This window comes from Mucilaginibacter sp. GW821-FHT07H05, assembly GCF_059418485.1.
In genome coordinates, this window is record NZ_JBWKPY010000007.1 from 19,982 (window position 1) to 35,918 (window position 15,937).

General features: G+C 50.2%; 8 protein-coding genes. All 8 read left to right on the forward strand.

The features are described 5' to 3' along the window. Positions 1-312: 312 nt before the first annotated feature. The 8 genes from AC07M6_RS18615 (at position 313) to AC07M6_RS18650 (ending at position 15,858) form a co-directional block, all read left to right on the forward strand. Positions 313-2,250, forward strand: coding sequence for an ulvan lysase-like protein (locus tag AC07M6_RS18615; RefSeq protein ID WP_494892027.1), 1,938 nt, complete (start codon positions 313-315; stop codon positions 2,248-2,250). Beyond that, the gene (locus AC07M6_RS18620) at positions 2,247-4,238 is read left to right on the forward strand and encodes a beta-L-arabinofuranosidase domain-containing protein (RefSeq protein WP_494892029.1); all 1,992 of its coding nucleotides are present in this window, start codon (positions 2,247-2,249) and stop codon (positions 4,236-4,238) included. Before AC07M6_RS18615 ends, AC07M6_RS18620 begins: the two co-directional genes overlap by 4 nt. Before the next feature lie 8 nt (positions 4,239-4,246). Then, complete coding sequence (locus AC07M6_RS18625) at positions 4,247-6,172, forward strand: sialate O-acetylesterase (protein WP_494892031.1); 1,926 nt, start codon at positions 4,247-4,249, stop codon at positions 6,170-6,172. Positions 6,173-6,257: 85 nt separating this feature from the next. Further along, entirely contained in the window at positions 6,258-9,089 is a 2,832-nt protein-coding gene (gene galA, locus AC07M6_RS18630; RefSeq protein WP_494892033.1) for a beta-galactosidase GalA, read from the forward strand. Between the two features lie 102 nt (positions 9,090-9,191). Beyond that, a complete protein-coding gene (locus AC07M6_RS18635; RefSeq protein WP_494892035.1) occupies positions 9,192-10,610 on the forward strand; it encodes a hypothetical protein in 1,419 nt (472 codons plus the stop codon). Further along, positions 10,607-12,937: a glycosyl hydrolase family 28-related protein gene (locus AC07M6_RS18640; RefSeq protein ID WP_494892037.1), complete on the forward strand. Its 2,331-nt coding sequence runs from the start codon at positions 10,607-10,609 to the stop codon at positions 12,935-12,937. The genes AC07M6_RS18635 and AC07M6_RS18640 overlap by 4 nt, the downstream gene beginning before the upstream one ends. Further along, entirely contained in the window at positions 12,921-14,387 is a 1,467-nt protein-coding gene (locus tag AC07M6_RS18645) for a GDSL-type esterase/lipase family protein (protein ID WP_494892039.1), read from the forward strand. The genes AC07M6_RS18640 and AC07M6_RS18645 overlap by 17 nt, the downstream gene beginning before the upstream one ends. Next, a complete protein-coding gene (locus AC07M6_RS18650) occupies positions 14,377-15,858 on the forward strand; it encodes an alpha-L-fucosidase (RefSeq protein WP_494892041.1) in 1,482 nt (493 codons plus the stop codon). The genes AC07M6_RS18645 and AC07M6_RS18650 overlap by 11 nt, the downstream gene beginning before the upstream one ends. Positions 15,859-15,937 lie beyond the last annotated feature (79 nt).

The following is a 15,937-nucleotide window of genomic DNA, read 5'->3' on the forward strand; positions in this document are numbered from 1 at the left end:
TGCCGGTTTATGGTTGCAATATACGTTCAAAATAAAAAAGATCAGTGTTGCTCAAATGTATATAGTGCCATCTGCAAGTTTTACAGCGGCAAGGCGCAGAGTAAAATGCTACCGGGGTTTTCCGGTTTTCAGTATATCTTCTCTATTCGAATAGATTCAAAATCAGCACTGAAAGGGGCAGAAAAGAATATAGTGTTTTGATGAAAACTTCAATGGGAAATAATTTGAATACGGTTAACCCTAATTTTTCAATTTTCCTGTCATTCTGATGAAGGTTGCCCATAAATCCGGCAACTGAATTATAACCAACCAATGATATCGCCTTCCAGAAGATCATTTTTAAAATTGAGCGCGCTTGCGGGTTCAGGGCTTTTGTTTCCCGTTACACGGGTGCCGGCACAGGGGCAAGGTGCGTTGCCTGCTGCGCCGGCAAAACAAGGCAGTCCAGGACCGGGCGGCAATGAATTGCTGACATTGTGTGATGAACTTGTCCAGACATGGGCCGATCGGCTAATAGAATTACAAATTAAGCAGCCGGAATTAAAGGGTTTATACGGAGGGATTCTCTGTCCGTCTTGTTCTGTTGTACATGGGCGTTGCGGGGATGCCATATTTCCGTTCCTTTATCTGGCAGATCGTACGCATAACCCGAAATATTTCAAGGCAGCGATTCAGGTTTATGGTTGGATGGAGCATAATGTCAGTATCCCCGATGGCTCCTGGGTAAATGAAGTCAGCGTAAGTGACTGGAAAGGTATCTCAGTCTTTACAGCCATCACACTGGCTGAAGCGTTGACCCGTTTCGGGCATTTGTTTGACCATGTTACAAAATCAGCCTGGGAAGCCCGGTTGAAAGCCGCCGCGGAATTCCTTTATCACGATTTTACCATTAATACGGGTAATATCAATTACCCCGCAACGGCAACGTACGCGCTGGCACTGCTGGGTAAATATTTTAATGAACCCCGTTACCTGGAAAAAGGAAAAATGTTCGCGGAGGCTATCAGGGCTTATCTTACACCGCATGATCGCCTCCTGTTTGGTGAAGGGCGGCCAGATCATGAACCCAGCGAAAACGGTTGTTATTCTGTGGATTTAGGTTATAATGTAGAAGAATCCCTGCCTGCGCTGGTCATGTATGCGCAATTAATAGGAGACAATGATCTGCTGGAGATCCTGAAAATATCTCTTGACGCTCATTTGCAATTTATGTTGCCTGACGGTGCATGGGATAACAGTTGGGGAACCCGTAATTTCAAATGGACTTACTGGGGCAGCCGTACCAGCGATGGTTGTCAGCCTGCTTTTGCTTTAATGGCTGATGTAAATAACAGCTATTATATGGCTGCGCTGCGCAATACGCAATTACTAAAAGCATGTACCCATGAAGATTTGCTGCACGGCGGACCCCATGTGCACAGTCATCAGATATTGCCTTGTGTGCATCATACCTTTGGTCATAGCAAAGCACTCACCATTTTACTCACCCGGCGAACTGCAGTAAATCAGATACCAAAATCAACACGGCAATTACCCCGGGAACAGGAATATGGTGTGAGGGCTTTTAAAGATATCGGGACCTGGCTGATCGCTCGCGGTAACTGGCGTGCAACATTGACGGCTAATGAGCGGGAATATCTGATGAGATCGGGACACGCCAGCGGCGGTGCCTTATCCCTGCTTTGGCACAACAAGGCGGGTCTAATCCTTTGCAGCAGCATGACGGTTTACCAACTCACAGAAAGCGCTAATATGCAACGAAATAAAGACGAACTGTCCATGTGCCTCACCCCACGGTTTGAATTACAGCAGGGCACAGGATATTATACCAATATTCATGATCTGAAAGCTGAAGTCAGCTACGAGGAAGACGGAGGTGAACTGGCTTTTAAAACAGCATCAAAAATGGTGAACAGCGAACAGCAGGGCCCTGCACCAGATGTTATTTTGTGTCATGCAGAATATCGTTTTCACAAGGATCTGGTAAATATCCAGGTTTCGCACAATTCAGATCAAACCATAAAGTATATTTTACCCATTATCGCTTCCGGCCAGGAAATAGTCAACGTTATTTCTGACCGTGAACTGGAGGTGAAAAAAAGTGCTTCCCGCATCCGGGTCGTCAGCAGCGCGCCATTTAAAATAGCCCCAACCCACGGGGGAAGGGTATTCAATTTTGTACCCGGCCTGGAGGCCGTCCCTTTAGTTTTTGATCAGCACAAAGTTAACATCGCCATTACTATATTATGATGAAACGCAAAATATATACCTGCACCTGGTTAGCCGGAATGCTGATCATGGCCGGCATTTTGACAGGCATGCTGGCTGATAAGAGCGCACCCATAGCCAATGGGCGCGAAGTACCTGCGCCTTACGGACAATATCATGAAGCGCTGATTACGGAATGTAAGCCGCAAGGCTGGCTGGCCGAATTCCTGAACCGTCAGCGTACCGGTCTTACGGGGCATCCCAATGTATTATCTTATCCTTATAATACCTGTTTGTGGGCGGGGGAAATCAAACGCATTGGTGAGGATCACGGGGACAATTGGTGGCGCTATGAGCAGACCGCTTATTATACCGACGGGTTATTACGCCTGGGCTATCTCATGGGCGATACCGCCATGGTCAATAAAGCAAAGGAGGGTATCCGGTATACACTGGATCATCCGCGTGCGGACGGGCGACTGGGTTTTGAATTATTCACCAGCCAATGGCCAATAGCTGTTTTTTTCAGAGCGATGCAGGCCGAGTACCAGGCGACTGGGGATGAGCGTATCGTTAAAGCATTGCACCGGCACTACCTCAGTTATACCCCCGCCGAACTTGGAAGCTTTAACCGGGCGATCGTAAATATTGAAGGCGCCTTATGGACCTATGGTAAAACAAAGGACCGCAAACTGCTGGAGCTTTCTGAAAACGCTTATGCCTTAGGCGGTTTTGCACTGAACATGGATTCCTGCCTGTCCCCGAAAGGCATGCATACGCATGGAGTGTCCTATATGGAAATGGTGAAACTCCCGGCGATCTTATACAGTTTTACGGGCCATAAGAAATACCTTGATGCGGCGCTCAACGCGATGTATAAACTCGACCGTGATAATATGCTGCCCGACGGAGTGCCCAGTTCCAATGAGCACCTGGATAACAAAGACCCGCTGCAAAGCCATGAAACCTGTGATATTACCGACTATACCTGGGCGACGGGTTATTTGCTGATGGTTACCGGAAACGCCACCTGGGCCGATCATATCGAAAAGGCCATATTTAATGCGGGACCGGGGGCAGTATCGAAAGATTTCAAAAACCTGCAATATTTCTCCAGCGTGAACCAGGTGATCGCTACAGGCAATTCAAATCAGAACAGTTTTCAGCACGGTTCTACCTGGATGGCCTACTGGCCCTGCCATGAGACCGAATGCTGCGCCGGTAATGTACATCGTTTCATGCCCAATTATGTAGCAAGAATGTGGTTGCGGGATGCTTCAGGGCAGCCCGTTGCAGCTTTATACGGCCCGTCTGTCGAGACCGTAAATACGGGTAAGGAAGTATTTCATATTACAGAGACGACCGCCTATCCTTTTGAAGAACGTATCCGGTTTAATTTCGACATGGCCAAACCTATAGCAGTATCTTTTACATTCAGGATACCCGCCTGGTGCAAAAGACCTGCGCTGAATATTAACGGTAAAAAATATACAGGCGAGCTAAAGCCGGGGACCTTCGTTATCCTGAAAAGGCAGTTTACCAAAAACGACGTGATCACGCTTGATCTGCCCATGGAAACGAAACTCACCGACTGGGACGGTCGCGGGCAGGCCGTGGAACGGGGGCCTTTGCTTTATGCGTTCCCTGTGCCCGAAAAGGTGACGGTTGATACAGTTACTTACGCTAACCTGGGCGGTAAAAGATCGCCGGATGGTAATTTTCCTGCCCTTGATATCCGCCCTGCAGGCAACTGGAACTATATGCTGGATGTCGGCAACAGCGATGGCGGGTCCCGGATACAGGTGATAAAAAGAAAAGGAACAAGTTACCCGCTGGATCCCGGCGGTTCGCCTGTACAGATCAGGGTGCCTGCAAAAATGGTAAAGGACTGGTTATTACAGGACGGCCGTTATACACCGTCTTTACCACGGCCCGGCCAATTTGAGACCGAAGGCAGCCCGACGATGATCACGCTAGTGCCCTATGGCAGTACAAGGCTCCGTTTATCCGTTTTCCCAAAAGCCAGGTAAATATGAATATGAAATACATCCAAAGGGTTTTTCTGGCGGTTGTTCCGCTTTTTTTTGCCGGGTTGGTACCGGCGATGGCCGATGTGCGCCTGCCCCGGTTGTTCAGTTCAAATATGGTATTACAGCAGGGGATACCAATCCCGGTCTGGGGCTGGGCCAATTCAGGCGAACAGATTAGTGTCGGGATCGCGGGAAAGATGGTAAAGGTCACCGCTGGAGCGGACGGCAAATGGCTGTGTAAATTGCCCGCCATGAATTACGGGGGGCCCTTCCGGTTACTCATCCAGGGTCAAAACAGGATCGAGTTGGAGAATGTAATGATCGGCGAAGTTTGGATATGCGGTGGGCAGTCCAATATGGGGCTGCAGATGCAGACGGTAAAAAATGCAGAGCAGGAAATCGCGGGAGCGGATCTGCCCGATATCCGTTTATTCTCTGTTGCACAAACGCTCGCTCAATTTCCAAAGGATGATGTTGAGGAAGCACACTGGGCCGTATGTTCACCGGCTACCGTCAGGAAATTTTCGGGAGTGGGTTATTTCTTTGGCCGCGAACTGTACAAGAAATTAAAAGTGCCTGTCGGCCTGATCAGCAGTAATGTAGGTGGTACGATGATCGAACGATGGGCCAGTCCGGAGAATATGCTCAATGATCCGGATTTTAAAATGCAGACAGAGAAGTTGCGTGCACTGGACCTGGAAAAGGAAAAGGCGGACAGGGTGAAAGAGATCACACGACTAAATGGCGATCTTCCGGCTAAGGACGCGGGGCTGGTCGCAGGTTTGGCGGTCTATGCGCAGCCAGGTTTCGATACCCGGCAGTGGATGGATATTCAGGTACCTTCAGCCTGGAACCCGCTTTTTGTTGGCGTTGGCTGGAGCATAACGAAATTTATATTGAAAGAGGAGGACACCCATCAGGAGATCGAACTGCACTTGTCCCGTATCGATGATGACGATATCACTTATCTGAACGGAAAGCAGATCGGCAGTACGGTGAGCGTTGGCGACCGCACCTATCGTGTAGCGGCCGAGTTCCTGAAAGCCGGTGAAAATATCCTCGCTGTGCGGATTGTTAACAGGAGCGGTACCGGCGGCTTATGCGGCAAACCGGAAGAGATGTATGTCAGGACTGCCTCGGGAAAGATCAGTTTGCAAGGCACCTGGAAATTCCGGCTATCGGAATTTCCCGCGCACGGGCTCGATATGCAGAAGAATGATTACCCGACAATCTTGTATAACGGCATGATCAGCCCGTTGACCCATTTTGGCATCCGGGGGGTGATCTGGTACCAGGGCGAGGCAAATATAGATCGCACCCGTCAATATCAGCGTTTGTTCCAGAACCTGATCACCGACTGGCGCAAACACTGGCAGCAGGGCGACTTCCCTTTTATTTATGTATCGTTGGCAAATTACCAGCAGCCGGCTGACCCATCCGGAAACTCCTGGGCTTTTCTGCGCGAGGCACAGGCCATGGCGCTCAGGTTGCCCAACACGGCTATGGCGTCAGCTATAGACGTTGGTGAAGGCAATAACCTGCACCCGATTAATAAACAGGATGTAGGCTACCGGTTGATGTTGTGCGCCTTACGGGTGGCCTATCACCGGGACGTGTTGTTAAGCCCGGTGTTTAAAAGTGCAGACATCGCGGGCGACCATGTGAAGATCACTTTTAATGAAACAGGCGATGGCCTTGTTCTGAAGGACGGCAGCAAATGGATCAGTGGCTTTACGATCGCCGGCCCAGATAAGGTGTTCCGCCCCGCGAAAGCAGAACTGATCGATGGCCGGACCGTCCGGGTGTTTTCTGAAGACATACCCCAACCGGTAGCTGTACGTTATGCCTGGGCTAATGACCCGGAACCGTTGAATTTATATAACAGTGATGGTCTTCCTGTTTATCCGTTCCGTACGGATAACTGGGATAAATAGTATGGAAAATCATGTGAATATTCCCTGAAAACCGGGCAATCTTCCGGCGCCCCCGCATCCTTTTTAATTATTAATGATCGATCTAATGAAAAATAAAACATTATTACCCGCTCTGTTATCGGTGCTACTGGCCTTGAAACTTACCGCCGCCGCCGGGCAAACTTATACCCGGGAACGTTTATCCCTGGATAAAGGATGGTTGTTTCATTTAGGGGATATCCCTTTCCCCGCGGCGTACGGGCATTATCTGGCGTATATCACATCGAAGGCAGGCAGTGCTACCGGAGCCGCGGCCCCGGAATTCGATGACCGGGACTGGAAAAACGTACAGGTACCGCATGACTGGGCCATTGAACAACCCATAGACTCAACAGAAAATTTGGCGCAGGGCTTTCATCCCAGGGGCTACGGCTGGTACCGCCGGGCCTTTAAACTGCCGGTATCCGATAAAGGCAAACAACTGGAGCTGCAATTTGATGGTATCGCGACCTATAGCACCGTTTGGGTCAACGGTACCCTGGTCAACCGCAACTGGTGCGGTTATACTTCGTCCTATATAGATATTACCGCCCTGGCAAAATTCGGAGACGAGGTTAATACCATCGCCGTCCGGGTAGATGCCAACGCCCATGAGGGCTGGTGGTACGAGGGCGCCGGCATCTACCGGCATGCCTGGCTGGTTAAGCGTTCACCATTGCATATTATTACGGATGGCGTATACGCCAATCCGGTCAAAAGACCGGACGGCAACTGGGATATACCTGCCGAGGTTACCCTGGCCAACACGGGAAAGTCAAGCGGAAGTGCGACCGTTCGTGTCACGGTTTATGATCAAAAAGGAACTCAGGTAGCCAGTGGGGAAACCCGGGCGAATGTCAGTCCACTACACCGTTCAGCGGTTTCCATACCGCTTCAGGTTAAGGATCCGGTATTGTGGGAACTGGACAAACCGACACTTTACCGCGTAAAGACCACCTTATTACAGGATGGGCATATGGTGGATGAGCTTAGTACCAAATGCGGTTTCCGCACTATCCGGTTCACTGCCGACTCCGGATTCTATCTCAACAACAAACATGTTAAAATACAGGGGGTATGTAATCACCAGGACCATGCCGGCGTGGGGGTCGCTCTACCCGATGCCCTTTTCACTTTCCGTTTAAAGAAACTGAAAGAAATGGGCGTTAATGCTTACCGTTGTTCGCATCATCCGCCATCTGTCGAGTTCCTGAATGACTGCGACAGCCTGGGCATTATGGTGATGGACGAGAACAGGAACTTTAATACAGCGCCGGAAAATATCGAACAACTGGAATGGATGGTAAGGCGGGACAGGAACCACCCGAGTATTATATTGTGGTCGGTATTCAACGAAGAGCCTATGCAGGGGACGGAAAACGGTTACGAAATGGTAAGGATCATGAACGCGCGCGTAAAGGATCTTGATACCACCCGCCCGGTCACAGCGGCAATGAACGGCGGTCTGTTCGCTCCGGTCAATGTTGCCCAGGCGGTGGATGTGGTAGGTTTTAATTACCAGATCGGGTCCTACGATCGCTTTCATCAGGAGAACCCAACGATGAAACTGACCAGTACGGAAGACGTATCGGCATTCCAGACCCGGGGTGAATATGTCACTGATAAAAGTAAGAATATCATTGATGCCTACGATAGTGAAGCCGCGTTATGGGGTGTTACTCACCGGAAAGGTTGGAAGGCCATTGCGGAACGTCCTTACCTGGCCGGGGCGTTTATCTGGACGGGTTTTGATTACCGTGGCGAGCCAACTCCGTTCAAATGGCCTTCAGCCGGATCTTTTTTTGGGGCGATGGATCAATGCGGTTTCCCTAAAACAGCCTACTGGCAACATCAGGCACAATGGCGAAAAGATATCACAGTACTGCAACTGGTACCGCATTGGAACTGGCCGGTTAGTATGACCGGCAAAAAGATCAGGGTTATGGCCCTGAGCAATGTTGATTCCATAGCCTTATTGCTAAACGGCAAAGCGCTCGGCGGACAAAAAGCCGATCCTTACGAGATGAACACCTGGGAAGTGCCCTACCAGCCCGGTAAGCTTGAAGCCGTCGGCTTCAGAGGAGGCAGGGAAGTTGCACGTTTCAGAACCGAGACCACCGGCGAACCGGTCAGCCTGCAACTCATACCGGACAGAAGGGCACTGGCCAACGATGGAAGGGATGCGATGACGGTTACCGTGCAGGCGCTTGACCGGAAGGGACGTGCGGTGCCGACAGCTAACCTGCCTGTGTCATTTGAGGTCGAAGGAGGGCATATCATTGGCCTGGGTAACGGAGATCCCAACTCTCACGAAGCTGAAAAAGGGAATACCCGTAAATTGTTCAACGGGCTCGCGCAAGTAATTATTCAGGCTGATGAAGGCAGTCATCTCCCGGTCCGGATCATAGCCCGGTCAAAGGGACTGAAAAGTACCGAGAGTGCCGTTGCCGTACGGGAGGTGCCAGTCATTCCCTTTGTCCCGGTTATACAACCTGTTTTTCAGCTGGAGCAATGGCGCATGTCTGCTGTTTCGACCACGCGACCTGATCCTAACAAACAGATTGATGAAAATGATATGAACAGTTGGGCGCCGGTGGCAGCCGGGCAATTACAGGACCTGACCGGCGGCCGTTACCTGGTCTACCGCACGGTTTTTCAACCATATGAGGCCCAGCGGCGTTCGGGCGGGGTGATCGTGATCCAAAAGCTGACGGGAAAAGCGGAGGTCTGGCTGTCGGGTAAATTGATCGCAACAAAGACAGACGCTGCCCCGGCAGATCTGAATATTAATTTTCCGGCAGTCCCCAACAAAGCGCTGCTGAGTATCCTGATTGAAGCCGAGCCCGGATCGAAAGCAGGGCTTGGCGGGCTGGTTAGTGTGCGGCCATTGGGAAATTGAAAATAAGGCGGATCGGTTTAACCCTGTTTAAGCCGGGAATCTGTCATCAGTATAATCGGGACCGGGTACCTGTGTTTATCCGGAAAACCAATTGATGCCAATATGATAAAAAAAATGCACTGGTGGCTGACACCGGTAATGTTGTTGAATACCGCTTGGGCCTTTGCCCAGCCAAATGGAAAACAGGAACCGTCTGCTGGGGGGCTCCTCGCTGACTGGCAGTTCACCAATTTTGGCCCCCATGCCGGAGGCGCGGTGGTGCAGGATAAAAATAAAATGACCATCACGAGCCGTAATACCCGGCATGCTTATTTCGAGCAGGATTTTTATAGTTTCAATTATCAGTTCCGGGCCTTTCCTTATGATGATTGTTCTGAACTGGCGATCACCGTGACGATAGATGGGTTGAATACCGGTGCTGCCGGTATCATGATGCGAACGGACAGTGACCGGAGTGCTGCCAATGTACACCTGGAAACCAGTCAGACAGGGGATATCCTCCTGTTTTACCGCAAAAATCAACGGGAGCCGACTTCTTATATCCGGTTTGCGCATCTGGCATTTCCGATGATGCTGAAACTGGTCAGACAGGGAAAGGTGTTTACAGCTTATTATAAAAATGACAGCGGCACCTGGATGAAGGGCGCTTCGGTGATGGCCAACGTGGGTACACGCATGATGACGGGCTTGTATGCCTGCTCAGGGAAGGAGTTCCCCTCTGCAGACCCGAAGGCGGCTGTTGATGAAGCACGGGCGCGTTTTTCGGACTGGGATTTTAAATATACAGAACAGTACATACCGCCTGAAAAAAATTTCAAGGACCCCATTCCCGTGAAGCCCGGAACGCTGTTAAGGGATAACTTTAACGATGGCAGCATGTCTAACCTTCCGGCAACGGTGACCAACCCGGTTTGGGCGGATATCACTTATGCTCAGCTGCCCTACGACAGTTCCGGTGGCCGGTACTGGCGCAAAAAAGGCGACGGTACTTATTTTCTTGGCGACAAAAAGTGGACGGATTACGAAGTGGGTATCGACCTGACGTTTGATCGAGACAGTCCTTCCGGTTCGGAGTTCCTGCTGCAAATGAGGTATCAGAACATCGCGGTATACAGTTCAATGCTCAGGTACTACGCGATCACGCTCAGGGGCGGTAATAAGCTGGTGTTTGAAAAGGTGGCCACGGGCGAGACCTCGCTTACCAAAACCGTTGTTTTGCCCGGTTACCTGGACGGCCGGCAGCACCACCTTTCCGTACGTATGCTGGACCGCACCTACGAGGTTTACTTCGATCACAAAAAGCTCCTGGAGGGTGTGGATATGTTCAACCCGATCACCTATGGTAATGTGGCGCTCAAATTTACGAATGCCGCCGTAGGGGTAGACAACCTGGAGGTGATAGCCATAGACGATCCGGTTAATGGAAGTACAGACAATTACCTGCAGGATTATTTCGATACCCCAATCCCTGCGTTTATGAAAAAATACGGTTATCCGGAAAATAAAAAACCACTAAAATGAATCACAGCTACAAAAATAAAAAATGGTTTCTGCCGGTAATGTTCGCCTGCTGCCTTACTGCCGCAGCCCAGGAAAGGCCAGCTCCGAAATTGTTCCAGGTCACTACTGCGGAGACCCGTCCGGGCGATGCGGTTATGGTAAAAGGGGAATACATGGACCAGGTAAAGGAAATCAGGGTATCCCGGCTGAAGGATGACCAGGTGGCCGGTGCCATGCCTTTTTATACCCCGGCGCCACATGAGGACCACTTACCCAACTGGAAAGGTACCGGGCGCAGATCAGCCTTCCTGATGACAGAAAAACCGGTAGGCGTTACCATATTGCAGCAAAACCGGCAGTCGCTGAAGTTTATCATTCCTCCGGGCTGGCAGGAGGGCATATATAGCGTTAACCTGGTCAGCCAGGGAGCGGAGCAGGTGAGCTTTTATGTGAACGTACCAAAGGTTAACTGGGTGATCAGCGAGGAAGGACAACAGGCCGTAACCGGGGACTATCTCCGTATCCAGGGCAAAAACCTTTTGCGAAAAGGCTATACCGGCCGCGCCGTTATTATCCCGGAGGGCGGCGGGAAAATGGTTACCCTTAATCTGGAAAAAACCTTTGATGATTATTCCGTGCAGGTGCGTGTTCCTACCGATGCGCCAACAGGGAAGTATCAACTGTATTACCATAATGGCCAGGGAGGGACAACGGGCTGGAGTGAACCCCTGGCAGTCATCGTGATCAACAGGCCGGTTTACGCCACCGAGGCTAAATTATTTAACGTACTGGATTTTGGGGCTAAAGGCGATGGGGTACATAACGAAACAGCGGCTTTCCGGGCGGCGCTCGATGCCGCAGATAAGAATGGCGGCGGTACCGTGTTAGTTCCCCGCGGGCGTTATATGCTGACCGGAGAGCTCATTATTTCACCTCATACGATCCTCAAAGGAGAGTCGGCAACACTTAGTCAGCTTTTTTGGAACCCGCTGAACTGGGACACGAACGAATTACCCGGCAGCCTCCTTACAGGTTCACACCACTTCACGATACAAAATCTGAATATATGGGCTACCCGGGCGTGGGGTATCATCATGCAGGCTGGCCCGCTCAATGAACAGGGCGATGTGACGCTGGAAAACCTGGTAGTCAGACAGACGCCGGAAATGGGAGGTTTTATGTATTATCTTAAGTCCAACCGCGACGCGGTTGAAGCGGAACTTAATACAAGATGGAACAAGACCGGTATCATTCTGCATGGCAGTAATCTGAAGGTACGCAACTGCGACTTCAATTCGACCGGGATGTATTCTTTTTCGGCAGCCAGCGGTTTTGTACAGCATTGCAGGTTCACCCGCCGTAACACCGGGATCAATCAACCCTATATGACCGTTCATCCCAAAGGATTGATCTTTGAAGATTGTGAAAGGCAGGCTGATGGTTTTGGTTACGCAGCCACAATAGATGAAAGTTATAACCTGTATGAAGCCCGGAACACTACTCCCTTCGATTATACCAACGACCGGGAATCTATGACCCTTGATGGCGGCAGCGGCGGCTACAGCGGCGGGATAAGTGCGGCGAAAGGAAATACACTGGTCCTATCCCCCAAAGGGCTGCGCAACCAATGGGTGCCCAATAAATGGATTGGCGGCGGCGTATTCATCCTCACGGGAAAAGGTGCCGGGCAATACCGAAGGATCGCCAAACATGGTTTGGATACCCTGCAGTTGGATGAGCCATTCCTGGTCGACCCGGACTCCACTTCCTACATCAGCATTACGACCGTCAGGAAAAACCTTTTTTATATCGACAATGAGGTAACGGATGCGGGAGCTTACCAGTTTTATGGCTCGATAGCAAACGCCGTGATATCCGGTTTGAAAATGCAGCGGAGCAGCGGGATCGTCAGCCGCGGCTCATTACTGTACGGCGGAAAACAGCCCAACTGGTATGTCGATATCGTTAACTGTGACTTTAGCAATGGTAATTATTGCCATTGGTTCGGCACAGGAGACCGGGGACATTCCGGGTATCAGCATATCAACCTGATCGGTAACGGGGGAGGCGGCATGAATCTTGGTGGCCTGATCAGGCGAAACCGCCTGCGGGATTTTAGCTATATATCCACCTCGCCGGGTAATGATCCTAATTCGGTGACCGACCTGATTATAGAAGATAACTCCTTCCATATCGCCAAAAGTGCGATCGTTATCGGCGGCTCGGGAACCAGTACATCGCAGTTGCTGATCCACCGAAACCATTACAAGGAGGTGGAAGAACAAGTGAGTGTACAGCCCACGTTAAAGCCGGCCGCCTACCAGGTATTAGATGATGGAAAACCATGATAAAACACTTGATCATATGAACCAAAGACGACCTTTTATAGCTGCTATCTTAGTATTCGCCTTACTGACCACGGTAACGACGGTTATGGGGCAAAAGAAGATCCGCATCGCCTGCGTGGGTAATAGTATTACTGCTGGCGGTGGAGTGCCCGACGGAAGGAAGGAATCTTACCCGGCTCAATTACAGAACCTGCTTGGTAATGCATACGAGGTCAATAATTTCGGGGTAGGTGGTGCCACTTTATTGAAAAAGGGTAATCAGCCGTACTGGCGGGCCGCCAAATACCAGCAGGCGCTACAGAGCCTGCCTGACCTGGTCTTTATTAAAATGGGCACCAATGACAGCAAAGCGGTCAACCGGCCGTATCTTGACGACTTTGAAGAGGATTTGCAGGAATTGATCCGTTCATTTGCTGAATTGAAAACCCACCCGAGAATTGTCTTATTATTACCTATCACCGCCTTCACCACAGACAGTGTCAATATTTATGATCGGGTGATCCGTTCAGTCATCATTCCGCATATTTTAAACGTAGCCTATCAAAATAATTTAGAAGTGATCGATCTGCATTCCCTTTTCGTAGATAAGGCTTCCCTGTTGCCCGATAAGATCCATCCAAATGCTGAAGGTTATGCCGCTATTGCCCGAAGGCTGTACGAACTCATCAAAGCCGACCGGGACACCACTTTCGATCTATTTGAAAAGATCCCCGTAACAAAGCATATCACCTCTTTCCAGGGGTATGCCTGCGCTGATTTTGTTTACGCCGGCCGCGACTGCAAAGTGGTCTGCCCCAGGTGGTCGGCTCCAGGCCACCCCTGGATCTGGCGCGCCCGCTTCTGGGGACATGAACCCCAAACAGATGTGGCCTTGCTGGAACGGGGCTTTCACCTGGTTTATTGTGATGTGGCAGAGCTGTTCGGAAATAAAGAGGCGATTGCAGCGTGGGATGCCTTTTATGGCTTATTGCATAAAGCAGGGCTTGGCAAAAAAGTTGCGCTGGAAGGGATGAGCCGCGGTGGCGTTTATGTATATAATTGGGCGGCTCGGAATCCTAAAAAGGTGGCCTGTATTTATGCGGACAATCCCGTGCTTGACCTGAAAAGCTGGCCCGGTGGTAAAGGTAGTGGCCCGGGAAGTCCGGCCGACTGGCAAAAAGTTATCGCGGATTACCAGTTGTTGACCGAAGCGGCTATCGCGGATTTTCATGGCAGCCCGATCGACAAGGTCAGGGCCATCGTTAAAGGAGGATATCCGATGTTGCATGTTTGTGGTGACGCGGACGAAATCGTTCCTATGGAGGAAAATACCCTGCCTTTTGAGCAGGCGGTAAAAGAACAGGGCGGATTGATCACGGTGATCCACAAACCGGGATTTCATCACCATCCGCATAGTTTACCCAATCCGGAGCCAATCGTTGATTTTATTTTGAAAGCCGTTGCCCGTTAACCTGATCCCTGATATGCTTAATAATAAAGACCCAAAACTAACTGAACGTATGAAGTATTGTATTTTCATGGTCACTGCGGTGGTCGTCTCCGCGCTGGCGAGAGAACCAGCGGCACGTGCCCAGAATCAACAGGCTTATGACCCTGAAAAGACCTACCAGATTCCGGCCGACACGAAGGTACGAGACCGGCTGCAACAGTGGCAGGAGTTGAAATTTGGCCTGTTTATGCATTGGGGTATCTATAGTGAATGGGGCATTGTGGAATCCTGGACCTTATGTCCGGAAGACCGGTCATTTTGCCAGCGCACCGGTCCTTTCGCCGCCGACTGGGCCACCTATAAACGGGCTTATGAGAACCTGCAGACCATATTCAATCCGGTTCATTTCAACCCGGACAAATGGGCGGCTGCGGCCAGTAACGCAGGAATGAAATATATCGTTTTTACAACTAAACATCATGACGGTTTTTGCATGTACGATACAAAGTATACCGACTACAAAGTAACCGGTAAACTTACGCCTTTTGCTGCCGACCCAAAGGCTGACGTGACCCGTTCGGTTTTTGAAGCTTTCAGAAAAAAGGATTTTATGATAGGCGCGTATTTTTCCAAGCCCGATTGGCATAGCCAGGACTACTGGTGGTCCTATTTCCCACCGAAGGACAGGAATGAAAGCTATGACCGGAAAATATACCCTGAGCGCTGGAAACGGTTTACTGACTTTACCTATAACCAGGTGGAAGAGCTGTCGACGCGGTACGGCAAACTGGATGTTCTTTGGTTCGATGGCAGTTGGGCGGATATGGATATGTCCGGCATTGTGGATATGGCCCGCCGGGATCAGCCGGGGATCATTATCGTGGACCGCCATGGGAAGCCTGAATATGTCAATTACCTCACCCCAGAGCAAAAGATCCCGGATCATTATATTGCTTCGCCCTGGGAAACTTGCATGACGATGGGTAAGTCATGGTCGTATATCAAAGACGAGGATTATAAACCAGCACGCCAGCTTGTACAAATTTTAGTAGATATCGTAGCCAAGAACGGGAACCTGTTGCTCGACATTGGTCCCGGCCCCGACGGGGAATGGCATCAGGAAGCTTATGACAGGCTTACGGAAATTGGTAAATGGATCGCTGTAAACGGGGAGTCGATCTATGGTACCAAACCATTTGCGCCTTATCGGCAGGGACAATGGGCCTTTACTGCAAAAGGTACGGCTCATTATCAGTCCTATTTGCCCAAAGAGCAGGAAAAAGAATTGCCGAAAAAACTATGGATGCCGCTGCCGGTAATGGACAGGCACGCAACGGTTACCTTACTGGGTTATTCGAAACCGATCAAACGAAAAGTAAGTGAGCAGGGTTTTTTGCTGGAAATACCTGCTGCGGCGATTCGTAAATCTGCCGGGCAGCCTGTATGGGTGTTTAAGATCAGTCATCGTGGAACCAAATCCGGCACAAAATAGGCCTGAAATATTTAAATATTATTTTTTTACTTTTCTTTCACCCCTTTGAGAAGAAATACCGGTCACTTATATAACCAAT